The sequence below is a fragment of the Myxococcus virescens genome (assembly GCF_900101905.1).
GTDB classification, from domain to species: Bacteria; Myxococcota; Myxococcia; order Myxococcales; family Myxococcaceae; genus Myxococcus; species Myxococcus virescens.
On sequence record NZ_FNAJ01000001.1, the window covers coordinates 1,434,162 to 1,458,611 of the forward strand.

Annotated in this window: 22 protein-coding genes and 1 tRNA gene; 12 read left to right on the plus strand and 11 right to left on the minus strand. The window is 69.0% G+C overall.

Annotated elements, in window-relative coordinates; all coding sequences use genetic code 11:
* Nucleotides 1-114: 114 nt before the first annotated feature.
* Nucleotides 115-333: a hypothetical protein gene (locus BLU09_RS05905; protein ID WP_244171448.1), complete on the minus strand. Its 219-nt coding sequence runs from the start codon at nucleotides 331-333 to the stop codon at nucleotides 115-117.
* A 258-nt stretch (nucleotides 334-591) separates the two neighbouring features.
* Between BLU09_RS05905 and BLU09_RS05910 the strand changes: the two genes are divergently transcribed.
* From BLU09_RS05910 to BLU09_RS05935, 6 genes are all read left to right on the plus strand, one after another.
* Nucleotides 592-1,863, plus strand: coding sequence for a hypothetical protein (locus tag BLU09_RS05910; RefSeq protein WP_090486643.1), 1,272 nt, complete (start codon nucleotides 592-594; stop codon nucleotides 1,861-1,863).
* Nucleotides 1,864-1,929: 66 nt separating this feature from the next.
* Complete coding sequence (glgX, locus tag BLU09_RS05915; RefSeq protein WP_090486646.1) at nucleotides 1,930-4,056, plus strand: glycogen debranching protein GlgX; 2,127 nt, start codon at nucleotides 1,930-1,932, stop codon at nucleotides 4,054-4,056.
* Between the two features lie 116 nt (nucleotides 4,057-4,172).
* A complete protein-coding gene (locus BLU09_RS05920) occupies nucleotides 4,173-4,823 on the plus strand; it encodes a class I SAM-dependent DNA methyltransferase (protein ID WP_167371031.1) in 651 nt (216 codons plus the stop codon).
* A gap of 105 nt (nucleotides 4,824-4,928) precedes the next feature.
* The gene (locus tag BLU09_RS05925) at nucleotides 4,929-5,462 is read left to right on the plus strand and encodes a hypothetical protein (RefSeq protein WP_090486653.1); all 534 of its coding nucleotides are present in this window, start codon (nucleotides 4,929-4,931) and stop codon (nucleotides 5,460-5,462) included.
* A gap of 106 nt (nucleotides 5,463-5,568) precedes the next feature.
* Nucleotides 5,569-6,354 (plus strand): MYX family subclass B1 metallo-beta-lactamase, encoded by a 786-nt coding sequence (gene blaMYX, locus BLU09_RS05930; RefSeq protein WP_090486656.1) that lies wholly within the window; start codon nucleotides 5,569-5,571, stop codon nucleotides 6,352-6,354.
* Between the two features lie 240 nt (nucleotides 6,355-6,594).
* Nucleotides 6,595-7,563: a hypothetical protein gene (locus BLU09_RS05935; RefSeq protein WP_244171449.1), complete on the plus strand. Its 969-nt coding sequence runs from the start codon at nucleotides 6,595-6,597 to the stop codon at nucleotides 7,561-7,563.
* Nucleotides 7,564-7,594: 31 nt separating this feature from the next.
* Here BLU09_RS05935 and BLU09_RS05940 read toward each other — a convergent pair whose 3' ends face one another.
* Nucleotides 7,595-8,437 carry a hypothetical protein gene (locus tag BLU09_RS05940; protein WP_090486662.1) on the minus strand — a complete coding sequence of 281 codons (843 nt, stop codon included), beginning with the start codon at nucleotides 8,435-8,437 and terminating at the stop codon, nucleotides 7,595-7,597.
* 19 nt (nucleotides 8,438-8,456) lie between these two features.
* Nucleotides 8,457-8,747 (minus strand): hypothetical protein, encoded by a 291-nt coding sequence (locus BLU09_RS05945; RefSeq protein ID WP_090486664.1) that lies wholly within the window; start codon nucleotides 8,745-8,747, stop codon nucleotides 8,457-8,459.
* A gap of 636 nt (nucleotides 8,748-9,383) precedes the next feature.
* On the opposite strand from BLU09_RS05945, the gene BLU09_RS38660 reads away from it, so the two are divergent.
* From BLU09_RS38660 to BLU09_RS05955, 3 genes are all read left to right on the plus strand, one after another.
* A tRNA-OTHER gene (locus BLU09_RS38660) sits at nucleotides 9,384-9,448 on the plus strand.
* 312 nt (nucleotides 9,449-9,760) lie between these two features.
* Nucleotides 9,761-10,885 carry a slipin family protein gene (locus tag BLU09_RS05950; protein ID WP_090486666.1) on the plus strand — a complete coding sequence of 375 codons (1,125 nt, stop codon included), beginning with the start codon at nucleotides 9,761-9,763 and terminating at the stop codon, nucleotides 10,883-10,885.
* 55 nt (nucleotides 10,886-10,940) lie between these two features.
* On the plus strand, nucleotides 10,941-12,755 hold the full coding sequence (locus BLU09_RS05955; RefSeq protein ID WP_090486671.1) for an acyl-CoA dehydrogenase: 1,815 nt from the start codon (nucleotides 10,941-10,943) through the stop codon (nucleotides 12,753-12,755).
* Between the two features lie 66 nt (nucleotides 12,756-12,821).
* Here the strand turns inward: BLU09_RS05955 and BLU09_RS05960 are convergent, their stop codons facing one another.
* Both BLU09_RS05960 and BLU09_RS05970 read right to left on the minus strand, forming a co-directional pair.
* Complete coding sequence (locus tag BLU09_RS05960) at nucleotides 12,822-13,937, minus strand: putative NPN-dependent ornithine cyclodeaminase (RefSeq protein ID WP_090486675.1); 1,116 nt, start codon at nucleotides 13,935-13,937, stop codon at nucleotides 12,822-12,824.
* 340 nt (nucleotides 13,938-14,277) lie between these two features.
* A complete protein-coding gene (locus BLU09_RS05970; RefSeq protein WP_090486681.1) occupies nucleotides 14,278-14,922 on the minus strand; it encodes a protein-tyrosine phosphatase family protein in 645 nt (214 codons plus the stop codon).
* Between the two features lie 150 nt (nucleotides 14,923-15,072).
* On the opposite strand from BLU09_RS05970, the gene BLU09_RS05975 reads away from it, so the two are divergent.
* A complete protein-coding gene (locus tag BLU09_RS05975) occupies nucleotides 15,073-15,783 on the plus strand; it encodes a C40 family peptidase (protein ID WP_244171451.1) in 711 nt (236 codons plus the stop codon).
* A gap of 245 nt (nucleotides 15,784-16,028) precedes the next feature.
* Here BLU09_RS05975 and BLU09_RS05980 read toward each other — a convergent pair whose 3' ends face one another.
* From BLU09_RS05980 to BLU09_RS05995, 4 genes are all read right to left on the minus strand, one after another.
* Nucleotides 16,029-16,802 carry a hypothetical protein gene (locus BLU09_RS05980; protein ID WP_090486684.1) on the minus strand — a complete coding sequence of 258 codons (774 nt, stop codon included), beginning with the start codon at nucleotides 16,800-16,802 and terminating at the stop codon, nucleotides 16,029-16,031.
* A gap of 10 nt (nucleotides 16,803-16,812) precedes the next feature.
* Nucleotides 16,813-17,196 carry a hypothetical protein gene (locus BLU09_RS05985; RefSeq protein ID WP_090486688.1) on the minus strand — a complete coding sequence of 128 codons (384 nt, stop codon included), beginning with the start codon at nucleotides 17,194-17,196 and terminating at the stop codon, nucleotides 16,813-16,815.
* A gap of 388 nt (nucleotides 17,197-17,584) precedes the next feature.
* Nucleotides 17,585-18,658 (minus strand): type IV pilus twitching motility protein PilT, encoded by a 1,074-nt coding sequence (locus tag BLU09_RS05990; protein WP_186817739.1) that lies wholly within the window; start codon nucleotides 18,656-18,658, stop codon nucleotides 17,585-17,587.
* Nucleotides 18,659-18,730: 72 nt separating this feature from the next.
* Complete coding sequence (locus tag BLU09_RS05995) at nucleotides 18,731-19,948, minus strand: metallophosphoesterase (protein ID WP_090487064.1); 1,218 nt, start codon at nucleotides 19,946-19,948, stop codon at nucleotides 18,731-18,733.
* 178 nt (nucleotides 19,949-20,126) lie between these two features.
* Between BLU09_RS05995 and BLU09_RS06000 the strand changes: the two genes are divergently transcribed.
* Nucleotides 20,127-20,651: a hypothetical protein gene (locus BLU09_RS06000; protein WP_090486695.1), complete on the plus strand. Its 525-nt coding sequence runs from the start codon at nucleotides 20,127-20,129 to the stop codon at nucleotides 20,649-20,651.
* Nucleotides 20,652-20,705: 54 nt separating this feature from the next.
* Nucleotides 20,706-21,503: a TIGR00266 family protein gene (locus tag BLU09_RS06005; protein WP_090486698.1), complete on the plus strand. Its 798-nt coding sequence runs from the start codon at nucleotides 20,706-20,708 to the stop codon at nucleotides 21,501-21,503.
* 31 nt (nucleotides 21,504-21,534) lie between these two features.
* On the opposite strand, the gene agmC is transcribed toward BLU09_RS06005, so the two are convergent.
* Together agmC and BLU09_RS06015 are read right to left on the minus strand one after the other, a co-directional pair.
* On the minus strand, nucleotides 21,535-23,895 hold the full coding sequence (gene agmC / locus BLU09_RS06010) for an adventurous gliding motility protein AgmC (RefSeq protein WP_090486703.1): 2,361 nt from the start codon (nucleotides 23,893-23,895) through the stop codon (nucleotides 21,535-21,537).
* 57 nt (nucleotides 23,896-23,952) lie between these two features.
* Entirely contained in the window at nucleotides 23,953-24,450 is a 498-nt protein-coding gene (locus BLU09_RS06015; RefSeq protein ID WP_090486706.1) for a hypothetical protein, read from the minus strand.

The following is a 24,450-nucleotide window of genomic DNA, read 5'->3' on the forward strand; positions in this document are numbered from 1 at the left end:
GCGGCGACCGTGCCGCGGGCATTGCCCGTTGTGGCGCAAGACACGACAGCGAAAGAGACGATGTCCGCGGCGCCTGTGCCGCGGGAATCGCCCCGTGTGTCATCAGCGTGGGACTCAGCTCACGCTGAAGCCCGGATACGGCTGCGGTGACTTCACCGGCTCGATGATGCGTTGGCTGCCACCCGTCCCCGGCGTGCCGGCGGGACCACCCTCCGGCTGCAACACGGGCGGACTGCCGCGCGGCGAGCGCTGCGCGTCCTCCGTGTCTGCATTCCGGTCAGGCGCGGTGGGTACGGCTTCAGGTGGAATGTGCAACACGTCCTTCTTGCTCATGGCGGCCTCCTTTCCTCCAACCTGGGGCCCCCCTCCGAAATGGGCACCTGGCATCTGGCCGCCTGCCCGAACGGATGCTTATGACTTTCTCTTGGAGACCCGCACACGGCCCGCCGTATGGATGAACCCACGCCTGCCGTGCGTGACCACGTTGAGGACGAGCGGGCAGCCACTGCCCGTCAGTGGCACCTTCAATGAGAGCCACGCTGAAATAGTCAACCGAACCTGAACCTCGGTTCAAAAGCTGGGTGGGATGCGATGAGCGTGAAGTTGGCATTGGCCGGCAGGCGACGGAGAAGCGAACACCTGTTCTCCCCTCCTGAGGGCCCCATCCCCTGGCTCCAGCGGATGTCGTCGTGGTTCCACGAGCACCATGGCGAGCTGCTCGAAAGCGCCGTACTGGGCACCGGCCCCCTGGGTGCCCCCACGCTCCGGCTGCGGCTGCATCCGGCGGCGGGCGAGGTCGTGTTGGCGGCCACCTCGGGCGCCCACGTCTCCGTGTCCGCGGAGACGTCCGCCGTGGGCCCCGGCTACCACCGCTTCCTCTGCGACACGCTGAGGGCCATGGGTGACGCGCTCGGCCTCCTCTGGGCGGAGGGCCGCGCGTCCTCGAAGGGGGGTGACCCCACCGGCTACTTCCACACCGGAGACGCCGGTCCCGTGGATGTGCACATGCTGGCGTCGCTCCAGGAAGCCGTGGGGTGGGTGCTGCGCATGCGCCGTCAGGGCGAGTCCGGCTTCGCGCTGTCCATGCGCTTCGGCCACACCTTCGAATATCCCGGTGCGCTGCTGACGCCGCTGGGGCCTCGCGACGCGCGCTGGCTGGTGGACGTGTACGAGGACCCGCGCAGGGGCATCGACGTGTTCCCCTGGTGGACGCCGGGCATCGACGCGCGCATGCGGCTCAATCGCGCGCGGTGCCGCCTGTGGACGGACGTGGTCTGGCGGCCACCGCTGCTGGACGGCGAGCGTCACCTGATGCGCGACGTGGCCCGCCTGCTGGAGCAGGCCTGGCGCGAGGACCCGTCCCTGGCCTATCCATGGCGGGAGTGGCAGGAGGTGCTCGGCTTCCTGGGCGTGGGAGGCACCCTGGCCGAGGAAGTCCACCAGCGCGCCTCGCAGGCACCCGGCGGCCCGCCCATGGGCTACCGGCGCGGCGAGGTCCAGGTGGCGCTGCCAGCGGGCTGGGAGATTCGCATCCCGGGGTCGCTCGCGGAGGCGCATCTGCAGGATGGAACATGGGTGGCCCGGGACCATCGGCGCAGCGTGCGCTTCGTCCCCTTGGAGGACGGTGGCGCCGACAACCTCATGCCCTCCTTCATGGAGCGCCGCGCGATGGACCTGGAGCACCACGGCAAGCGGGTCAGTGGACGGGCCTCACTCCACATGGAGCCGGGCGAGTGCCGACTGACCGCCCTGTGTACCTCGGGCAAGCGCCGCGCCCTGTGCGTGGTGAGCTTCGACGACCCGGACGAGCAGGACTGGGCGCTGGGGACCTGGCGCTCACTGGACCACGCTGTCGCCGCGTGACGCTTGCCAGCCCAGAGGTGCAATCCCACATTGGGCAGGCCTTTCCATCAGAATCGAGAGCCTGCAATGAGTAGGGAAGTCTGGCCGGGCAAGCCCTGGCCTCGTGGCGCCACCTTCGATGGTTCAGGGGTCAACTTCGCCATCTACTCCCAGGTCGCGACCCGCGTGGAGGTCTGCCTGTTCGACCCCGCGGACCCGGCGCGCGAAATCGAACGGTTCAGCCTGCCGGAGTCCACGGACTTCGTGCACCACGGCTACGTGCCGGGCCTGGAGCCAGGCACGCTCTACGGTCTGCGCGTCCATGGCCCGTACGAGCCCGCCCAGGGCCATCGCTGCAATCCGCACAAGCTGCTGGTGGACCCCTACGCCAAGGCGCTCTACGGCGACGTGGACTGGCGCCAGCCGGTGTTCGGCTATCCGCTGGGGCACGAGCAGCAGGACCTGGCGCGAGACGAACGCGACAGCGCGGCGGGCGTGCCCAAGTCCGTGGTGGTGAGCGACTACTTCGACTGGGGCAATGACCGGCGCCCGGACATCAGCTGGCGCAAGACGGTGCTGTACGAGGCTCACGTGCGCGGCCTCACCATGCGCCACCCCGGCGTGCCCGAACACCTGCGCGGCACCTACGCGGGCCTGGCCTGCCCGCCCGTCATCGAGCATTTGCAGAAGCTGGGCGTGACGTCGGTGGAGTTGCTGCCGGTACATGCCTTTGCGGACGATTCGTTCCTCGACGACAAGAAGCTGTCCAACTTCTGGGGCTACAACACGCTGGGCTACTTCGCGCCGGAGCAGTACTACGCCAGCCGCAAGACGCCCGGCGCCGCCGTCGCCGAGTTCAAGGCGATGGTGAGGGACCTGCACGCCGCGGGCATCGAGGTCATCCTCGACGTCGTCTACAACCACACCTGCGAGGGCAACCACCTGGGGCCCACGCTGTCGCTCAAGGGCATCGACAACGCGAGCTACTACTGGCTGATGCCGGACGGGCGGCACTACCTGGACTTCACCGGGTGCGGCAACAGCATCAACGCGTCCAACCCGCAGGCGGCGCGGCTCATCATCGACAGCCTCCGCTACTGGGTGACGGAGATGCACGTGGACGGGTTCCGCTTCGACCTCGCCACGGTGCTGGGCCGCACGGGCGAAGGTGCGTTCGACCGCAACGCGGCGCTGTTCCAAATCATCCACCAGGACCCGGTGCTCGGCCGCGTGAAGCTCATCGCCGAGCCCTGGGACGTGGGCCTCGGCGGCTACCAGGTGGGCGGCTTCCCCCCGCCCTGGCGCGAGTGGAACGGCAAGTACCGGGACGCACTGCGCCGCTTCTGGAAGGGGGATGAGAACCTCGCCAGCGAGATGGGCTACCGGCTCACGGGCAACGCGGACCTGTACGCGGAGGCACACCGGCGACCCCAGGCGAGCATCAACTTCGTCACCGCGCATGACGGCTTCACGCTGCACGACCTGGTGACGTACAGCCACAAGCACAACGAGGCCAACGGCGAGCACAACCGTGACGGCGCGGACGACAACCAGTCGTGGAACTGCGGCGTGGAGGGTGAGACGGACCAAGCGGACGTCATCGCCCTGCGCGAGCGGCAGAAGCGCAACCTGCTGGCCTCCCTCTTCCTGTCCACCGGCATCCCGATGATTGTCGCGGGTGACGAGATGGGCCGCACGCAGGGTGGCAACAACAACGCCTACTGCCAGGACAACGCGCTGTCGTGGGTGGATTGGAACCTGGATGAGCGGCGGCGGAAGTTGCTGGAGTTCACGCGCAAGCTCATCCACTTCCGCCACCGCCAGCCGGTGCTCCAGCGCCGCCGCTTCTTCAAGGGCCAGCACCTGTGGGACTCCGAGCACAAGGACCTGACGTGGTTCCGGCCGGATGGCTCGGAGATGAAGGCGGAGGACTGGGAGAAGCCCTTCGTGCGCTCGCTGGCGTTCCTCCTGGGCGGCGACGCCATCCCCACGCCGGACGAGCGCGGGCAGCGCATCATCGGTGACGCGCTGCTGATACTGCTCAACTCGCACCATGAGCCGGTGACATACAAGCTGCCACCCACCGCGCAGGGCCAGCGCTGGGAGCTGGAGCTCTGCACCACCGACGACAACCGGGGACCGGAGCCGGTGAAAGGTGAGACGTTCGAGCTCATCGGCCGCTCGCTCGCGGTGTTCCGGCAGGTCGCGGACTGAGGTGGATGCCGCATGCTATAGGGCTCTCCGCCGAGGCCTTCCCCGGCGGGTGCGGCATGCCGGTGCCTGAGCGAAGCAGGTCCGCCGCCAGGGCGCTCGCACGAGCCGGAGGAACCGTGTCGCGGGATGCACAGGAAGAGGGCGTGAAGCAGGTGTACGGGGAGATTGCCTCGGCCTACGAGGCGCTCTTCCCTGCCCTGCACCGGTACGAGGAGCGGGTGGAGCGGTTCCTCGCGGCGGTGGTGGCGCCCGGCGCCCGCGTGCTCGACGTGGGGTGCGGGCCGGGGCTGCACACCCGGGGACTGGACGCCTCCATCGCCGTGGTTGGCACCGACCTCTCCGAGGACATGCTCGCGCTGGCTCGGACAGCGCGGCCGGGTGGCGCGTGGCATGTACACAGCTACCACCAGCCGATTCCTCCTGACTGGGGCCGCTTCACCGTCGCGCTCGCCATTGGCTGCCTGGACTTCTGCGACGACCTGCCGCGCGTGCTGAAACACCTCGCGGAGGCGCTGGAGCCGGGCGGCAAGCTGCTCTTCACCGTGCTGGAGCGGCGGCCGGGGTTGGACGGGCACGAGGCGCCCGTGCAGCCGATTCAAACGGCGGGGCCGGCGGTGATGCTGCACCTGTACTCCTTCGAGGAGACCGCCCGGGCCGTCACGGAAGCAGGGCTACTCCCGCGCACGTACGTGCATGCGCCCGGCTGGGTGCAGCTCACGGAACAGCGGACCATGTGGTTCGGGTGGTGGGAGGTGGAGCGGCGCTGAGCGCGTGGCTCCTGGACCGCACTTCCGGTGCCTGAGGGCCACAGCCCTGCCACTCCAGGGTGTGCACGAGGCTTGCACTGGACTCCGCCCAGGAGGCATCGACACGTGATTCGGCTGCGTTGGACCTGCATCGGGGCGTCTCTGCTGGCAATGGCCGTGGGCTGTGCGGAGGCCCCCCTCCGCGACGACACAACGCCGCCGAGCGTGTCGATTGCGCTCGTGGAGGGCGGATGCGACCCGGAAACGAACTTCCGGTGCCTGTGTGTAGGGAACGTCGGAGACGCGGCGCCCCACCTTCAGGAGATCGGCGTGGACCTGGGCGCCCTGCAAAAGAACGGTTGGCCGTGCGTACCAGGCGACTTCGACCAGGACGGAGAGCAGGACTATGCCTTTCCGGGCGAGGGCTACTCGTGCAACCGGTCCGTCCCGGTGCGGGTGCTCTTCACGCGAGGCGGGCACCTGCGGGAAGTCCAGACGCTGCCGCGCAAGTTGAGCTGCCTTCAGCGCTACGTCTCCAACGACGCGTCCCTGCCGCCGGGACAAGGACTGGTCGACTGGGGTGAAGGGAATGCCACCTGGCTCTACCGGTTCGACGGCAAGGGCTGGCTCGCCACTTCCCATCTCTCCGAGACGCACTGATTCGGTACAACCGGGGCACACCGCGCCAGGTCCCAGTCCGTCCTCGGCGTGCCGCTCGAATCCCTCCACTCCGACGCGGCATCGCCGCTGCCGAGGCCATTTGACGATGACGCTTCTTCCCCCTCGTTGGCTTTGTGCCGGTGCGCTGCTCATCCCCCTGAGCACCGCCTGCACCCGAACCACGCCGGCCGCGGCGGTGGAGCGGAACATCCCCGTGGAGGCGCAATCCCAGGGTCCGGACGAGTACGTGCTGGCGGATGACGTGAGCGTGCGGAAGCTGGCGCCTGGCGTGTGGTTGCACGTCACGGTGGTGACGTTGAAACCATTCGGCCGCGTCTCCACCAACGGGCTCATCATCGAGGACGGTGAAACGTCCTTGCTGGTCGACACGGGCTGGGATGCAAGGCAGGGCGCGCTGCTGCTCGACTGGGCCCGGAACACGCTTCGGCGCCCGGTCCGCACGGCGGTGGTGACGCACTTCCATGAGGATCGCCTCGGCGGTGTTCCGGCGCTCGTCCCGCATGGCATCCCCGTTCATGGCCTGGAGGAGACGGCGCGGATTGCAACGTTCCTGGGCCTGCCAGGCCCCACGGAGACCTTCGCTGAAGCGAGCACGGTGGGCTCCCTGGAGCTCTTCTTTCCGGGGGCGGGCCACGCGAAGGACAACATCGTCGTGTGGCACCGGGACAGCGGCGTGTTGTTTGGCGGCTGCTTCGTGAAGGACGGCGCCTCGACGAACCTGGGCAACGTGGCGGACGCGGACGTGGCGGCCTGGCCCGCGAGCCTGTCGCGGACGCGGCAGCGGTTTCCGGAGGCGCGCGTGGTGGTCCCGGGGCACGGACAGGCCGGTGGGCCGGAGCTGCTGGGCCACACGGAAGCGCTGCTCCGCTGAGCGGCCTCACGGAGCAACCGGGCAGGCGCGGGCGATGTGACGGTGCCTCGCCCGCACGGGCAGGAGCGTTGGCCAACACACCGTGGTGGGTCGTTCCACGCTCGCTCGCCTGCCGTTGAAGGTCTGTCCCTGGACATTCCCACACGGCTCCAGGGTTCACAGACATGGGCGCGGGCCCTTGCCGTTCCTACCGTCCCGCGGAGAAGCACGGGCCAATGGGCGTAGGGGACGGAGGGAGACATGAGGCTTGTGGCTGCGGTGTCGCTCGCGATGGTGGCGAGCGCGTGTACCTCGGTGCGGATGGAGCAGCGGGACGGTTGCTGGGTGAAGCAGACCCGGGCCTTTCCCTCCACGCTCAAGGAGGAAGTGGGGCCCTGCGCTCGGCCCGTGCCCGTGTGGTCCGAGGACCGGCTCACGCGGCTGGTGCAGGAGTGCGTGATGCACACGGACTACCGCTGGCAGAGCAGCGCGTTGGTGGCGTGGAACCGGAGTGAACCCCTGCCGGAGCGGGAGTCCGAGGAGAAGGTCCTCGCGGCGTGCATGGCCCGGGCGGAGACCATCCTGAACACGGAGAAGGGCGCGCTGGAGCAGCGGCTGAGCGAGGTGGCGCAGGAGCGGGACACGCTGAAGGCGAGCATCGAGAAGGAGCGCAACCAGCATCAAGCCACCCTCACGGAGCAGCTCACGCGTCACGACGCCAGCATGGAGCGGGCGCGCAACCAGATGCATGAGAGCAACAACCTGCTCGCGGAGGCGCTGGGTGAAGCAGCGAAGAAGCCCGCGCCCTCGGCGGTGGCGACGGCCACCTCCACGTCCAGCAGCGAGGGACTGGCGAACACGCAGACCGACTCCACGCAGCGCAGCGACGCGGCGCTCCGGGGGGACGTGTCGTCCTCGGCACGACGGAGCTCGTCGTCCCAGGGAACACAGACCGCGCCACCGCCGAAGGTGATGAAGCCCATCATCGACACGGACACACCGCCCATGTGCGAGCTGTCTTCGGCGACGGTGGCGAAGGCGAATCAGTCGCGGGCGTCCTCGGGAAAGAAGCGGCCCGGTGTCCGGAACGCGTCCGAGTGCACGCAGATGAAGCCTGAACCATCCTTCCAGCCCGCCGAGCCGGAGGAGGCCATCCTAGCGACACCCGCGCAGCAGACCGCGAAGGCGCCCATCCCACTGGTGCCCCAGGACGCTGACGCCGTGAAGTAACGCCGGGACACACCACCGCGGGGCCGCCCCTTCACACGAAGTGGGCGGCCTCCAGTGCATATCCCTGCGCACGCATCGCCTGCAGTGCGTCGCGGAAGCGCGGAGAGATGATCAAGCGCGGCTCGGGCCTCAGTTCTCCACGCCGGTCCCCGAACAACTTGTCGGTCACGCACAAGTCAGCGCCATCGTGGCTGGCTCGGTCGACGTACAGCTCCGAAATCGGGTTGAGACCAGCGGTGTGGCCCGAGGGGCAGCGGAATACGTTGCGCTCGTCGAGGTCGAACGGATTGTTTCCCGCCACCGTCCTCGCATTCAGCGTCAGGGGCTTCGAAGTGACGACAAGCTGGAACCAATCCGAAGGCAGGCGCTTGCCTCTCCCCTGATGAAGCACCGGCCGGAACTCCGCACCGCGAAGACCGTGCATCTGGAAGGCCGACGCGAGCCGTGATGACACCACCACCTCTCCAGCGAGGGTCTGGGCGATGTCCTTGCCCTTCGGAATGCGTCGGGTGTCGAGAATGAGGTCGGAGACTTGCCGAGCGCCTGCGCCACAGTGCCGGCAGGTGGATGACTCATCATACGCCGTACCGCACATGGCCCCTGTCGGCTCGAAGTACGCGCGAACGACGAGATTGAGCACCTCCGCGGATTGAAGCTCCCGTGCCGTGTAGCGTCGGTGCAGGCGCCAGGACATGAAGAACGCGCCACCCTGCTTCGCGTAAGCGTGGTTGAGCTGTGCAATCCGTGCGACGCAGGCATCATCGACGGGCAGCACCACCTTGCGGATGGAGCCGCCCAACGAGACGCCGAGCCCCGGGTCAAGGTGCTCCCGAGCATCCCGCTCGGCGATTCTGAACTCGATGGTCTCTCGCATGCTCAAGGCGTGATGCCAATCAACTGGGGGATGGAATGCGAAGCTCCTGCGGTGTGGGGCGACGCCCCTGACCATACGGCCAGGCTCGGCGGAACTGCTGCGTCACGGCTTTGTGGTACGCGGTCGGCAACCGGTACGTCTGCCCGTTATTCGCGCCGCCCAGGTACAACGGGATGAAGTGGTGGTTCTCATACCCAATGCTGTTCGGGTAGGTCGCTTGAGCCGTCTGCAGCCGCTGCTGATAGACCTGCCGAGCCTGGACGACCACCGCATGGTCCGCGCTCCGGCGAGCAGCGACCTGGGTCTGCATGGTTGATGGCCGAGGGTTGAGCGCTGGCGGCTGGCGACTCGGGCGACCACCACCTCCTCGTCTCACGGGCCGAAGCGCGAGTGGCTCCGTTCCGGAATACCCAGCGCCTTCATCCCACCCCAGGGGCAAGAAGGCACCGCGGGACTCCCCCTTCCCTTCAAGTGGCGGCGCCACGACATAGGCAGCGCCCGTCTCCAGCGATGACGAAGCCTCCTTTCCAGCGACGCAGGCACACTGGAGCAGAAGCAGTGCGACGCCCATCGGAACAAGTCTCGACTGACGCAATGGAACCACTCCTCGCGCATGCGAATAGGAAGGCTTTGCGCCCGACTTCCGATGCCTGGGTCCCGATGCGGAGCGCGACCCGCCCATTCCAGCATGCACAAGGGCAGCCTGGACACCGGCGCCTTTCGCCATGTCAGGCTCTACGCCGCGTCCCGTCGCTCGACCTCGGCGGAATCCAGAGGCGTCACGGGGCTGTCCCCGGGCTCCCAACTCCGGGCAGGGGCGCGCTGCGCCCAGGTTCCGGCCAGGGTGTTCCCGTGTCCATCGCTCGCAGTGGTTTCCTCATGTCGGACCGCCCGGCCGGGCCCCCGTCGGGTCCAACAGGAAGCAGGCGCCTGATGCGCCTGGCTCCGAACTAGCTCACTGGTAGAGCACAGGTCCAAATCCTGCGGAGAAGGTTCGATTCCTTCGTTCAATCCAGAGGGCTCCGCCGCGAGCTGACGCGAGCGCGGGTCCACCGCTTCCCACTCCTCCCACCTCGATGCCCGGTGTTCCGCCAGGGCGACAAGGCCCCTTCCGAGCCGTCAACGGAAGCCCCTGCCGCCGTCCGCGGAGGTGCCCGGCGCGCAGGCGCGAGCAGCCAGGAAGCGGCCAGGACAGGCAGTCCGCGCTCCACGTCCGTGAACGGTGGGGCCCTCGCTTTTCAGCAGTACCCGGGACACGCGCGACGCGCGCACTGAAACGTCCCGGTTCTTCAAGCCCCCCCGGCGGGGGAAAGGAGGTGCGCGATGAGCATCATGCGTGTGGATGTCGGGCAGAATGAGCGGGCGTTCGTGCTGGTGGACGAGAAGCCGGAGCGCTACCTCGTTCCCGGCCGGTACTGGCTGATCCACCCCTTCCGAAAGGTGCGGCTGGTGCGCGTGAGCACCGAGCAGCCGCTCGTCCAGCTCGACCCGGCGTTCCTGGCCCTCGTGCCGGAGACGGACCTGCAGGTCGTGGAGCTGAGCGCCGACGAGCGCGCCATCCTCTTCCACAAAGGCCGCCCCGTGCGGTGGCTCGGCCGGGGCCTGCACCAGGTGTGGACGGTGGAGCGCCTTCCCAGCCGTCAGCTGACGCCCGGCGCGCCCACCGTGCGCGTGGAGCGCGTGGACACCTCGGGTGTCACCACGGCGCCGCTGCGTGACGACGTGCGCGCCCTGGTCCCCGCCAGCGACTACACGGAGGCCACCGCCACCGAGGGCACCGTCGTGCTCCGCTACGTGGATGGCGTGCTGGACGCCGAACTTCCTCCGGGCCGCCACGCCGCGTGGACCGTCGCCCGCAAGGTGCAGCTGGCCGTCATCGACCTGCGCGAGCGCCTGCTCCACGTCACCGGCCAGGAGGTGATGACGAAGGACCGCGTCACGCTGCGCCTCAACCTGTCAGCGGCCTTCCGCGTCTCGGACGCGCGTCGGCTCGCCGTCGTGTCCCGCGCTCCGGATGACGTCCTCTACCTGGCCATGCAGCTGGCCGCGCGCGAGGCCGTGTCGGAGCGGACGCTGGATGAGCTGCTCGCCTCGCGAGAAGCCGTGGCCGAAAGCCTCTTCACCCAGGTGAAGGACCGCGCCCACACGGTGGGCCTGGACCTGCTGCGCTTCGGCATCAAGGACGTCGTCCTCCCCGGTGAGATGAAGGAGCTGCTCAACCGCGTCATCCAGGCGCAGAAGGAAGCGGAGGCCAACGTCATCCTGCGGCGCGAGGAGACGGCCGCCACCCGCTCCATGGCGCAGACGGCCAAGGTGCTGGCGGAGAACCCGCTGCTGGTGCGCCTCAAGGAACTGGAAGCCTACAAGGACCTCGCGTCCAAGGTGGGGCAGGTACACCTCGTCCTCGGCGAGGGCGCGGTGCCCACCCTGCAGCTCAAGAGTCACTGACTCGCGAATCAATCTCGGGTTAGCCTCGCGGCCCCACACCCGCGAGGAGCCCGAGATGTCGTCTTCGAACCACTACGTCCCCAACCTGCGCGATATCGAGTTCAACCTCTTCGAGTTCCTCGATATCGGCCGAGCCTCGCTGGGCCACGCACCCTTTGGGGACCTGGACGAGACGGCCGCACGCCAGATGCTCCAGATGTTCGCCCAGCTCAGCACCAACGAGCTGGCCCAGAGCTTCGAGGAGCCGGAGCACAACCCGCCGAAGCTCGAGAATGGCGAGGTGACGCTGCCGCCCGGACTGAAGAAGGCGATGAACGCCTTCTTCGACGCGGGCATGCACCTGCTGGAGCAGCCGCCGCACCTGGGCGGCCTGGGCGCGCCGCCCTCCCTGGGCTGGGCCGCGTTCGAGCTGCTGGTGGGCGCCAATGCCTCGCTGGCCTTCTACACGCTGGGCAACCTGCTGGCGCGCATCATCGACCGGCTGGGCACGGACGCGCAGAAGCAGCGCTTCCTGCCGCACATGCTGGACCGCCGCTGGGGTGGCTCCATGGTGCTCACCGAGCCCGACGCCGGCAGTGACGTGGGCGCCGCCCGCACCAAGGCCCGCCGCGTCTCCGACGACGTCTGGGAAATCGAAGGGGTGAAGCGCTTCATCACCAACGGCGACTCGGACATGTCCGAGAACATCATCCACATGGTGCTCGCGCGCCCGGAGGGCGCGGCGCCCGGCACCAAGGGCCTGTCGCTGTTCGTCGTACCCAAGTACTGGGTGAACGAGGACGGCAGCCTGGGTGAAGCCAACGGCGTGGTGTGCACCAAGCTGGAGAAGAAGATGGGGCTGAAGGGCTCCGTCACCTGTGAGCTGACCTTCGGCGACGGGAAGCCCTGTCGCGGCCTGCTGCTGGGCGAGGTCCACGACGGCATCCGGCAGATGTTCTACATCATCGAGCAGGCCCGCATGGCGGTGGGCGTGAAGTCCATGGCCACGCTGTCCGCCGGCTACGGCCGCGCGCTGGCCTTCTCCAAGGACCGCCTCCAAGGCGCGGACCTGATGCAGGCCCGGGACAAGACGGCGCCCCGCGTGCCCATCTTCCGTCACCCCGACGTGCGCCGCATGCTGATGGCGCAGAAGGCCCACGCGGAGGGCATGCGCGCGCTGTGCCTCTACACCGCGTTCATCCAGGACGGCGTGGAGCGCAAGGGCGGCCACCGCGCTACCGAGGCGGGTGAGCTGGACACGCTCAACGACATGCTGCTGCCGCTGGTGAAGGGCTACTGCTCGGAGAAGGCCTACGAGCTGCTGGCGCTGTCGCTCCAGGTCCACGGCGGCTCCGGCTACCTGCAGGACTACCCGGTGGAGCAGTACATCCGGGACCAGAAAATCGACACGCTCTACGAGGGCACCACGCACATCCAGGCGCTCGACTTGCTCATGCGCAAGGTGGCGCGCGACGGCGGCGCGACGCTCCAGGGCCTGCTGTCCCAGATTCGCGAGACGGCCGAGCGCACCGGAGAGGGCAAGGAGCTGGAGGCCGAGCGCGCCGCGCTGGGCCGTGCGCTGGGCGACCTGGAGACGATGCTCGGCACGTTGATGGGCAAGCTGGGCGAGTCCGTCTATCACGTGGGCCTGCAGGGCAACCGCGTGCTGGCCGCCGTCGCGGAGGTCGTCATCGGCTGGCTGCTGGTGCGCCACGCGGAGGTCGCGCTGGAGCGCATGAAGAGCAACCCCGGGGACCGCGCCTTCTATGTGGGCAAGCTCGCCAGCGCCCGCTGGTTCTGCCACGAGGTGCTGCCCGGCGTCGCCCACGCCGCCCGCATGGTGGAGCACGGCAACCTGGACCTGATGGAGGTGCCGGAAGAGTCGTTCTGACGCGGAGGCACCCAGGCGAGCCTGGCCACGGATGCCAGGCCCGCCGTCGCGGCCGGGAGGCGCTCGCTACTTCCTCAGCGCGTCCCCCGGCACCGGCAGCCCGCGCGCCGCCAGGTCACGCTCCACGTACAGCCGCAGGACATGCATGAAGTCCTGCGCGTTCGTCACCACGCCAAAGGCCTGGTGCGTGCCGCGGTCCTTCAGCTTGCTCACCACGAACTCGGACGAGTCCACGCAGATGGTGGGCAGCTCCCGCAGCGAGCCGTCCTTCTCCGTGACGAACGCCGGCAGCATGTTTCCGGTGGCGATGGCATGCAGCGCCGTGGCGATCATCACCGCCATGGTGGACTTCACCGCGTGCTCGCGCATGGCCACCTGCGCCTCCAGGTTGTCCGTCACCACGTCCGGCAGTGGCCCGTCGTCACGGATGGAGCCCGTCAGCACGAAGGGCACCTTGTGCACCACGCACGCGTGCATGATGCCGTTGGTAATCACCCCGGCCTCCACCGCCTTGGCGATGGAGCCCGCCGCCCGCACCTTGTTGATGGCGCGCATGTGCAAGCCGTGGCCGCCCGAGGTGGCCTCGCCCGAGCCGCTCATCCCCAGCGTGGTGCCGAAGATGGAGGCTTCGATGTCATGCACCGCCACCGCGTTGCCCGCCAGCAGCGCGCCCACGAAGCCATTGGCGACGAACCACGTCATGTCCGCGCGCGCCCGCGAATGCACCAGCGCCGGCCCCGTCACCCAGATGGGGTAGCCCCCGCGCTCTCGCTCGTCCACCAGCACCCGGGCCATGTGCGCGTAGTCGATGGGCTTCTCGCGGGACACCGCGCTCGTCATGAACTTGAACTCCCCCTCGCCATCATCCGCGAGGTAGGCGGCGTTCACGAACACGCCTTCGCTGCCGTCCTCCGCGAGGCCCACCACCACGCGCTCGCCCGCACGCACGCGACGGCCTTCGCGAATCCACAGCTCGCCTTGCGCATCCAGCACCAGCGCCCCGTCCATGCGCGGCTCGCGCGGCATGCGCCACGCGCCGCCCACGCGCACGTAGGTGGGGAGATTCGTCGTGGTGAAGAAGCCCTCCGGCAACACGCCGTCCGCGGGCGCAGGCTGGAAGCGCGCGTCCGGACAGGAGGCGAAACGCGCGGCCGTGAAGTCAGGATGAGGAATGGAGCTCACACCAGCACCATGCGCGGAGCCCTCGCCCGCTTCAAGCGCCTCCGCGTCCGCGGGCCACCAGATGTCAGGGGACGACAGTAAAGCCGGGATTGCGCGTCATTACATCCGCGCGCCCACACCCACTCCGCCCAGCCGAGGACGGCTGCTGGCCGGGGCCAGCTCACGACGCAGCAACTCCGCGTAGCGAGCCGCGGCATGCCGCAGCCGGGCCGCCTCGTCTGGAGCGTGGGCGTCGTAGGACGCGGCGGTCAGCGCATGGCCCCCAACTGGAAAATCAGGCAGGCCTGCCGGTGGAAGCGCGGCAACTCCAGGAGTGGAAGTCGGCCCTAGTGGCGCTCCCTCAGTCCTCATTCCCGCGGGAAGCGGGTGGCGGCTGGGTCAGGTGGCTGTGCGCAATCGCGGCCAGTTCCTCCAAGCTAGGCACACGCCACGTCGCCGCGTTCCGCTGACGCCAGGCCTCCGCCCACGCCATGAAGGTGCGCAGTTGCTCCGTGCTGGGTGACACCTGCCAGCGCCGCTGCTTCGCCAGGGACAGCGCCTCCAACGGTGGATGCCCCAGCGCCACCAGGACGCACAAGGCGAGCAGCGCGCTGCGCCCCACCCCATGCTCACAGTGGATGTAGACCTTGTTGCCCCGGGCCAGCTGGTCCGTCACCCACGCGACGCCGTCATCCAGCCGGTCGCCACGGATGGCCCGGAGGTCCTCGGTGGGCAGGTGCAACAAGGTGATGCCGTGCTCGCGCAGGACGTGCTCGTCGTCACAGGCCTCCACCCGCACGTCCACCACACAGCGGATGCCAAGCGCCCCCGCGAGGTGCTCCGCCGTATCGATGGGAAAGCGGCCCCCCACCGCCAGCGAGGGCAGCACCCAGTCCAGGTTCAATCTCCGGGACAGCGCGCTCATGCCACCCAAGGTAGGGCAGCTCGCTGGCGCTGGCAGCCTCCGCGGACGCCAGGACGTTTTCTGAAGTGTTTTTCGACCCACCTTCTGGAGAATTCGCTGGAATCACGGGGGGTTCCGGGGCGCTGGCCTTGAAAATCAAGAGGCACGCAACTCCGGGTCTCAGGCTCCGAGAATAGGTACAAGACGTACATGCGGCGCCCTCGCGCCGCTCCAGACCCTACGGAGCCCCCCGTGAGCAACATCCACCGCATCAAGTCGGGCGACACCCTCTCCCACCTGGCGCAGCGCTACAACACCAGCGTCAGCGCGCTGATGAAGGCGAATCCGCAGATCAAGAACGCGGACCTCATCTACGCCGGCAAGTCGCTGAACATCCCCGGTTCGAAGGACACCTTCGAGAGCGGCTCCGCGGGCCGCGCGGGTGGCGCCACGGGCGGCGGCGGAACCAGCGGCGGTGCGCAGGACGTGCAGGGCCCCAGCAGCTCCGGCCCCGGCGTCCGCGGCCCCAAGGGCAGCCCCTTCGAAATCGCGTCGCAGCACCTGGGCAAGAACGCGGGCTCGCTGAAGCTGGAGAAGAACGGCGTGGGCGCGGACATGGAGGACTGGGTCCCCAACAACGTCAACTGCGCCAACTTCGTGTCCGCCGTGCTGGAGCAGTCCGGCCAGATTTCCGACTCGCAGCACGACAACAGCGTGATGGGCCTGATGGCCAAGCTGGACAGGGACCCCAACTTCAAGCGCATCGACCTGAAGGACGCGAAGCCGGGTGACGTGGTCTCCATGAAGACCAACGGCGGCCAGCACGTGGTGATGTTCGCGGGTTGGAAGGACGGCAAGCCGACGTTCATCGGCTCCAACAACGTCAACTCGGATGGCTCGCAGCGCGTCACCATCTCCAGCATGAACTACCCCATCATGGCGGTGCACCAGTACCGGGGCTGAGCGCCCGCCCGAACCTGAGCGAGCACCCACGGGGCTCCGCGTCCGACCTTCTCGTCGGGCCCGGGGCCCCGCTGGCGTTCAGGCCCCGTGATGACTCAGCGCCGCGGCGCCAGGGACAGCGCGGCCTGGATGAGCGGGCTGCGCGCGCTCGGCGGCGCCTTGGACACCCCGCCGGCTTCGCCAGGCCCTCCCGGAAGGAGCGTCCCGGCTCCTCTCCGAGCACGACCCGCCCAAGCTGTGAGCGCTCAGGGCGCGCCGCGGCCCGCGTGCAGGCAGACCACGGCCTCATCCAGCAGGTCGAGCGCCGCGTCGGACCAGCCCCGCAGCTTCATGCGCGGGGACACAGACGTGGTGAAGGGGATGAGGCCGGCGACGGCGGCGTCCTCGATGAGCTGGGCCTGTTGCTCGGGGTTGAGCTGGGCCCAACGCTTCTCGCGGCTCACGCCCTTGCGCCAGTCGTATCCATCGCCGGACCACTGCGCGGCCAGCGCGGCGCTCAGGTAGGCCGTGCCGCCGTGCTGGTGCTGCCACACGTGCGTCAGCTCATGAACGAGCAGGCCGAAGTCCACGCCCCCACTCCGAGGCGGGACGAAGACGGTGTTGCCGTGCGCGAAGGCCCGCCCGGGAAGACCCAGCAGGCCCAGCCGGCCGACCTTCACCCGCACCACCGCGTAGTTCAGGCTGTCTCCGAAGATGGGCCGCAGGCGGACGATTTCCTCCGCCGAGAGGCGGCGGCCCGGCGGCTCCAGACCGACCAGCACCTGCACCGAGCTGAGCACGCGCCCGCCCACCATCAACACGGCATCCGCGGGAAGCTGCGCCACACGCGTCAGGCCCTGCCCCAGTTGGGGCAGTCCCTCGCGAGGCCGGCCGCGCGCGCACTGCGCCACGCCTCCGCCCATCGCCTTCAGCACCACGCCCACGCTGCGAGCCACGCCCACCGACGCGCTCGAGACACCCGTGAGCAGACCCCGGCCCGCATCCACCAGCCGCTCGGAGAAGGTGGCCGCGTGGCTCATGCCATGCTCCTCAGCGCCCCGCCGTCATGGCGCGCAGCCCGGAGAGCCCCATGACGGACTCCACCAGCGAGCGCAGCGCGCCCGGGCGCCACGGGCGGGAAAGCGCGAAGTGCGTGAGGCTGGAGGCGCTGTAGGCCGCCGCCACCTCGGGACGGAAGTAGGACGACACGAGGATGCGTGGCCCCGCCAGGTCGCGCTCCACCAGCCGAGCCAGGAAGGCCGGCACGGCTGCTCGCTCCACGGAGTCCAGGTCCACGATCACCGCCTCGGGCACCACGCCCAGGTCCATCCGACGATCCGCCGACGCGATGCCCAACGTGGGGACCAGCTCGAAGTCTGACGCCAGCTCGCGGCCCATCGCCAGCCGGAAGAGCGGCTCCTCCGAGACGAGCATCACCCGAGGCCCCTTCGGCACGCTCCGGTGACGCCGTGCGGGCGCGGGAGTGGGCTCGATGGGAAGACGCAGTGCGCCAGCCTCCACCAGATGGCGGGCATCGAGGAGGGACTGCGCACGGCGAATCAGGGGGGCGGGGGCGCTGGACACAACGCGACAATAACCAGCAATAGCGGAAATATCAACCTTTGCTTCAATTTCCGGGCGCAATTCCTGTTTTTCGTGAGCTCGAACCCCGTGGAGTTGGGCATCTTGACACACCCGTTCAGTGAGTCAGAAGTAACACCTATCCAGGCGTATCGGGTCTGGAGTGACCCTGTTGTTTCCACGGGGGACTACCGCGTGCCCGCGGCCTTCGCGGGCTCTCCGAGGGCAACAGCCGCGCCGCTCACTCGAACTCGAGCGCGCGCTGGAAGTCAGCCGGGTTGGAGGCCGCGCTCTGCGCCGTGTCCAGGGTGATGAGCCCCTCCCGGTAGAGCTGCGTCAGGTGCTGGTCGAAGGACTGCATGCCGAACATGTCTCGGCCCTTCTCGATGACGTCCTTCAGCTCGTTGGCGCGGTCGTCGCGGATGTACTGCTCCACCGTCTTCGTCTGCACCATGATTTCCAGCGCCACCGTGCGGCCCTTGCCGCTGGCCCGGGGCAGCAGGCGCTGCGACACCGTGGCCTTGAGGCAGTCCGCCAGGCGCATGCGCACCATCGTCTGCTCTTCGGCGGGGAACACCGACACCAGGCGGTTGATGGTGCGTGACGCATCCGTCGTGTGCACCGTGGAGAGCACCAGGTGGCCCGTCTCCGACGCCTTGAGCGCGATGTCGATGGTCTCCGTGTCGCGCATCTCGCCCACCAGGATGACGTCCGGGTCCTGGCGCAGCGCCGCGCGCAGCGCAATCGCGAAGCTCTGCGTATCCGGACCAATCTCTCGCTGGGAGATGGAGGACTTGATGTTCTTGTAGATGAACTCGATGGGGTCCTCGATGGTGAGGACGTGCAGGTTCTCCGTGCGGTTGATGTGGTCAATCATCGCCGCCAGCGTGGAGCTCTTCCCAGAGCCCGTCGCGCCCGTCACCAGCACCAGCCCGCGCTCGTTGCCGGCAATCTTCTTCAACACCTGCGGCAATCCCAGTCCGTCAATGGTTGGGATTTCGTCCGGGATGATGCGCAGGATGCACGCCAGCGAGCCCCGCTGCCGGTAGATATTCACCCGGAAGCGCGCCACGCCTGGGAGGCTGTAGGACGCGTCGCACTCCTGAAGCGTGTCAATCTGCTTCTTCACCTCGGGGTCCGACACGACATGGACTGCCACCTGTCGCGTGTGGTCCGCGTGAAGCTTCTCCATCTTCAAGGGCCGGAGCGCGCCATTGACCCGGTAGATGGGCGGGTCCCCCGGCCGGAAGTGGATGTCCGATGCACCGTTCTGCACACCGACTGCGAGCAGCTTGTTGAGCGTTGCCAGATCCAGGGGAGTGACCCTCTTCAGTAAAGAAGGCCCCGGACTCTAGGCGGATACTCAACAGTTGCACATGGTGCGCAATCAACCCGGGGCAGACACCAGGGTCAGTTCCGCAATCTCAGGCGAGGGCCCCAACCGCAGCGGCGGCCCCCAATAGCCTGTCCCCCTGTGGGTATAGACGCGCACCCCGGCAATGGTTGCCAGACCGCGCACCACCGGCTGCTGCAACTTGACGAGGAACATGAAGGGAAACACCTGTCCGCCGTGCGTGTGCCCGGAAAGCTGCAGGTCCACCATCACCCCATCCTCCGCCACGCGCAGGGCGGACCGGGGCTGGTGGGCCAACAACAGACGCGGCACGCCCTGCGGCGCCCCGCGCAGTGCCAGCTCCGGACGGCTGGCATGCGAGGGAATGATGTGGCCCGCGTCATGGTCCGTCACCCCCGCGATGGTGAGCCGCGCTCCGTCGCGCTCCACCACCCGGTGCTCGTTCTGAAGGACGGTGAGCCCCAGGCGCGCCACCTCCGCTGCCCAGGCCGGTCCCCCGTGGTAGTACTCGTGATTGCCGGTGACGTAGAAGACGCCCAGTGACGCGCGCAGCTCCGCCAGGGGCTTCACCTCGTCCCGTAGCGCGTCCACGGTGCCGTCCACCAGGTCGCCCGTCACCGCCACCACGTCCGGCTGGAGCGCGTTCACCTGCTCCACCACGCGCCGCAGCCAGCGGCCGTCCAACGTGGGCCCCACGTGGATGTCCGAAATCTGCACCACCTTCAGACCACTGAGCCCGGGCGCCAGGCCCGCCATCGGCACCGTCACCCGCTCCACCGTCGCCCGGCCACGCGCCGTGATGAAGGCGTACACCACCGCCGGTACCGTCACCCCCACCGCCACCAGGGCCTTGCCCCGGGCCAGGGCCAACGCATCCGCCACCACGCCCGACCACGACAGGCCCAACCCCACCAGGTCCGCCACCACCACCGCGCTCAGCAGGATGCCGAAGGCGCCCAGCCACACGTAGGACGTCCACTGGAGCATCTGTGCCCAGAGGGTCGGTTCGCGGCGCGACACCACCATTCCCACCGGCAGCGACAGGAAGAGCAGCGCCACCAGGACGGGCCCCAGCCATGCCCACGGCAGGGGCAGCTGCGGGCTCACGAACAGGCGCACCGCGATGTACGCGTGCAGCCCGCCCATCAACGTGAGGATGCCACCCAGCGACATCAACCACCGCAATGCCAGCGACAGGGACACTCTGGGCCGCCGGGCCTCCTGCTCCACACCTGGGGTCAGCTCCGCCACGAACGACAACCTCCTTCTCACCGGCGCCAGCCATGACCGCGCCCGGAACGCGGGGACATAACGACCTCGATGGCCAATGCCCGGCAACCCGCCCGTACGCCAGGCGAGCCAACGCCTCAACTCGTGCACCACACCTAAGACACGGGTGACGGGTTGGCGAGCCAACTACGTTCAAAGCATGAGAACTTCACGTATCTTCACAGCCGCACTGCTTGCAGCGGCAGGCTCCGCCTGGGCCCAGCCCGTCCAGTACCTGGACCTGCGAACGCCTCGGGTCGCGCTCAACGCGCGTGTCACCGACCGCGACCTCACCAGCCCTGACCTGCAGGTCGGCTTCAGCGACGGCTCCCTTCGAGGCCGCGCCTTCGGCAGGCCGCTCAACCTCACGCTGGATGCCACGCGGATCCGCGGCATCTATGGAAGTGGTCCCGTGGACCTGCGGATGACGCAGGAAGAAGGAGCCCTGCGCGCCAAGGGCACGTTCGGAGGGCAGCTCACCGACTTCCAGGTGACGCCGCAGACGTTCGAGGGCGACGTGGGCCGGTGCAGCTACCAGCTCAAGGCCTCCGAGGAAGGCCGCTATCAAGGCTGGCGTTCGTGTCTCGCCGGATTGGAGAACCCGGTATCCCTGTCGATTCCGCCTGCCATTGGCGGCGACGACGCCCGGCTCGTGGCCACCCTGGCTTTGATTCTGTCGCGGTAGCCCCACCGCTGGGCGGCTATGGTGCGCGCCGTTTCCTCACGACGGAGCGCATCCATGGCACGCATGCACGAAGTGGACTTCCACATCTACGGCGAGGACCTGCAGTTCGTCGAGGTGGAGTTGGACCCCGGAGAAGCCGCGGTCGCCGAAGCCGGCACCCTCATGTACATGGAGGACGGCATCGAGATGGAGACCATCTTCGGTGACGGCTCGGAGAAGACGAGCGGCTTCTTCGGCTCGCTGCTCGGCGCGGGCAAGCGCCTGCTGACGGGTGAGTCCCTCTTCACCACCGTCTTCCTCAACAAGAGTGGTGGCGGCAAGCGCAAGGTGTCCTTCGCCGCGCCCTACCCGGGAAAAATCATCCCGGTGAACCTGCGTGAGCTCGGCGGCGAACTCATCGCGCAGAAGGACAGCTTCCTCGCCGCGGCCAAGGGCGTGTCGCTGGGCATCGCCTTCCAGAAGAAGCTGGGCACCGGCCTGTTCGGCGGCGAGGGCTTCATCATGCAGCGACTCCAGGGTGACGGGCTCGCCTTCATCCACGCCGGCGGCACGCTGCACGAGCGCACGCTGGGCCCGGGTGAACTGCTGCGCGTGGACACCGGCTGCATCGTCGCGTTCCAGCCCACCGTGGACTACGACATCCAGATGGTGAGCGGCATCAAGACGGCCTTCTTCGGCGGCGAGGGCCTCTTCTTCGCCACGCTGCGCGGCCCCGGCAAGGTGTGGCTCCAGTCGCTCCCGTTCAGCCGGCTCGCGGGCCGCATCCTCTCCGCCTCGCGCCCGGGTGGCGCTCGCGACGAGGGCAGCGTGTTGGGGGGTGTCGGCCTGGGCAGCCTGCTCGGCGACGACTAGCGCACCGGGCAGGCCGGCCGTTCGCGGACCGCTATCCGCGCCGCCGCCGCGACAGGCCGGCCAGTCCCGCCAGCAGCACCCAGGAGCCCACCACGCCCACGGGCGATGCGCCGCAGCCACACCCCACGTCGAGCGCCGCGGGCCCCCGCACCTCGAAGCCCGTGGTCCGCGAGCGCGCCGGCACGCGGCTGGAGGTGACGAGGTGCTCCTGCGCCGCGACATCGTGCGAGCCCACAGACAGCGCGCGCTCGCGGGGCACCTGGTAACGGAAGGCCCCGGTGTCATCGGCCGTCACCGTGGCGACTTCAACGCCGTCCACCTCGATGACCACCGTGGCGCCAGCCGTCGCCGCGCCCGCGAACAGCGGCGTGGAGTCCACCACCTCGCCATCAGCGGGGACCACCAGCACCGGCCAACCGTCCTCCGGGACCTGGGTGCCGCCATCTCCCTGGGACGTGCCCGCATCCTGCCCGGACGTCCCTCCGTCACCCTCGCCGCTCACCACCTGGGACTCGAAGCGGATGGGCTGCGAGTAGGGCCCGCTGATTCCCGCCTCGTTGTGCGAATGAACGGTGACGAAATGAGGGCCCGGCGCCAGCGGCGACTCAGCAGGCCACTGGTAGCGGAAGCGGCCCGCGCCATCCACGGGGATGATGACCTCCGCGCCATTGTCCACCTCGATGCCCACCGTCGGCCCGTTGGGCGCGACGCCCGCGAACAGCGGCGTGGTTCCCACCGTCTCCCCGTCCTGCGGAATCACCAGGATGGGCTCCACCACCACGCCACCATCCTCCAGGGTGGCCGCGACAGAGAACGACACAGGCGCGGAGGGCGCGCTGTACGCCCCCATCGCCTCCGTCACCACGTGGACCGTGCGCGTGCCGACATCGAGCGGCGCCTGCTGCGGAGGGATGCCAGCGATGAACACACCATCCGCGCCAGAGCTCACCTGAAGCCGCTCCACGCCATCGACGAACACGAGGACTCGAACGCCAGGGTCCGCCCGGCCTTCGAAGCGAGGACGGTGAGGAACACCCACCGCTCCGGACACGGGAGCGCTGACAGACGGCGTCCCGGGCGTGCGGTAGGCCACGTGGTATTCCTCGGCGAAGCCTTCGCTCCCCGTCCCCGCGCCATGCGTTCCGCCATCCGACGGGGTGAGGGTCCCGGCAGCGCCGCCCGACACGCTCCTGGGACACGACGCCGTCGTCCCTTGCAGCAGCACGCCGCCGCCGCCGCCGCCACCACCCGGACCGAGCACCCAGCCCGGGTAGCTGACGTTGCCGCCGTTGCCGCCCGCGGCTTGGGCGCTCCCGCAGGACAGTGCGTCCTGCGCGCGAAGGATGAGGACACCCCCCGCGCCACCACCGCCCGCGCCATCGTCGCCCGGCGTGTGGCTGGCGGCGAGCCCATCCGCGGAGAAGCGCCCGGCGCCCGAGAACGCCCTGGCCCGGATGAGCACGACTCCGCCGCCCGCGCCGCCACTCGAGCCCAGGTCATCGTTGCCCTCCCCCGCGCCACCGCCACTCCCGAAGACAAACGTGTCGATGAGCGAGTACTTCGCGGGCGCGCCACCGAAACCGCCCACGTCCCGCATCATGTCCGCCTCCGACGTGCGGCCGCCGACACCGCCCCGGCCTCCATTCCCGCCTCCGCCACCACCCGCGTTGTGGCAGTTGCCACCGCCACCCTCACCCGCCACGGAGCCACGCCCCGAGGCCGTGCCGAAGCGGCCCATCCGCAGGCCCTCACCTTTGTAGGCCCCCCCTGCCTCGGGAGGGCTGTCCAGGTCGGAGCAGCCAAGGAGGTCCGCGTGATTGACGAAGTGCCCGCCCCGGAAGCCCATTCCTTCCGCGCTGATGAGGCCCTGGTTCGTCACGCTGCCCGTGGCGAGGAAGGCCAGGATGCCGCCGCTGCGCCCATCCCATGGACGGGCCACGACCGAGGCACCCGCGGACACGAGGACGTCCGTGTACTCAGGCACGGAGACCACCTGCGCGCCCGGCGCGGCATAGGCATGCACCAGGGGCGCGGAGAAGCGCAGCCCGGGCGGCGATTCCGATACCGCCTCCACGCGCGCCAGCTCCCAGTGGCCCATCCGCCGAAGCGCCAGGGTGCCGCCATCGCTGGAGACCACGGCCTCCTCCGACCCGCCGCTCTGGTGGAGGAGCACCAGCGTGCCCGCGGTGAAGCCCGAAACGCGCTGCACCGGAACGTCGTGGGCGCCGACCACCACGAGGTCCGTCAGCGGCGTGGCGGCGTTGAGGACGCGCCCCACCGTCGTGACGGACAGCGCGCCATCACGGCCCGAGCCCAGGCCGAAGGAATCCAGCTCCGCCAGCGCGGGGGACGCAGGGAGCAACACGAGCAGGCAGGACAGGACGAAGCGCATGCCCCCACATGCTGCCTCAGAAGCCGGGTCTACCGCGAGTGCAGGCCCCCTGAAGGCTCACTCGCCCGAGGGGTTCATCAGCGCCCGGGCGTTGCGCGGTGCGAAGAAGGACTGGCGCGCGAGCCTCGTCAGGGCGCGCTTGTCCACGCACCACAGCTGGAGCGCATCCTCCCACTCGCCCAGCTCGGCCACCGCGCGCACGTCCGGCGCATCGCGGTAGAGGCTGTTGAGGTTGTGCACCAGCGCGGACAGGTCCTCCACCTCCCAGCGCTCCGTCACGTCGCCAGCCATGACGTGGAGCTCCAGCACGGGGCGCTCGCGCACGTCCACCACCTTGAAGCGGCGGGCCGCGCCGCCCATGGCGGTGGTGAGCGGCCCCACCAGCTCGTCGGCGCGCACGCCGTACCCCACGGACAAGCCACCTTCGAGCAGGCCCGCGTCACACAGGCGCAGCATGGACACATGGGGAGGCTCGCCACGCGGCAGCAGCGCCGCGGCGGCATCGCGGTCCTTGAGGAGCCGCTCTCGGGTGAGCACGTCGAGCAATGGGGCCAT

Bases quoted from the DNA above. Each gene is read 5' to 3' on its own strand.
- BLU09_RS05980 (WP_090486684.1), bottom strand. From the start codon at position 16,802: ATGAGCCACGCGGCCACCTTCTCCGAGCGGCTGGTGGATGCGGGCCGG.
- BLU09_RS05935 (WP_244171449.1), top strand. From the start codon at position 6,595: ATGAGGCTTGTGGCTGCGGTGTCGCTCGCGATGGTGGCGAGCGCGTGT.
- BLU09_RS06005 (WP_090486698.1), top strand. From the start codon at position 20,706: ATGGCACGCATGCACGAAGTGGACTTCCACATCTACGGCGAGGACCTG.
- BLU09_RS06015 (WP_090486706.1), bottom strand. From the start codon at position 24,450: ATGGCCCCATTGCTCGACGTGCTCACCCGAGAGCGGCTCCTCAAGGAC.
- blaMYX (WP_090486656.1), top strand. From the start codon at position 5,569: ATGACGCTTCTTCCCCCTCGTTGGCTTTGTGCCGGTGCGCTGCTCATC.
- BLU09_RS05985 (WP_090486688.1), bottom strand. From the start codon at position 17,196: ATGCTCGTCTCGGAGGAGCCGCTCTTCCGGCTGGCGATGGGCCGCGAG.
- glgX (WP_090486646.1), top strand. From the start codon at position 1,930: ATGAGTAGGGAAGTCTGGCCGGGCAAGCCCTGGCCTCGTGGCGCCACC.
- BLU09_RS05945 (WP_090486664.1), bottom strand. From the start codon at position 8,747: ATGCAGACCCAGGTCGCTGCTCGCCGGAGCGCGGACCATGCGGTGGTC.
- BLU09_RS05940 (WP_090486662.1), bottom strand. From the start codon at position 8,437: ATGCGAGAGACCATCGAGTTCAGAATCGCCGAGCGGGATGCTCGGGAG.
- BLU09_RS05905 (WP_244171448.1), bottom strand. From the start codon at position 333: ATGAGCAAGAAGGACGTGTTGCACATTCCACCTGAAGCCGTACCCACC.
- agmC (WP_090486703.1), bottom strand. From the start codon at position 23,895: ATGCGCTTCGTCCTGTCCTGCCTGCTCGTGTTGCTCCCTGCGTCCCCC.
- BLU09_RS06000 (WP_090486695.1), top strand. From the start codon at position 20,127: ATGAGAACTTCACGTATCTTCACAGCCGCACTGCTTGCAGCGGCAGGC.
- BLU09_RS05950 (WP_090486666.1), top strand. From the start codon at position 9,761: ATGAGCATCATGCGTGTGGATGTCGGGCAGAATGAGCGGGCGTTCGTG.
- BLU09_RS05955 (WP_090486671.1), top strand. From the start codon at position 10,941: ATGTCGTCTTCGAACCACTACGTCCCCAACCTGCGCGATATCGAGTTC.
- BLU09_RS05910 (WP_090486643.1), top strand. From the start codon at position 592: ATGAGCGTGAAGTTGGCATTGGCCGGCAGGCGACGGAGAAGCGAACAC.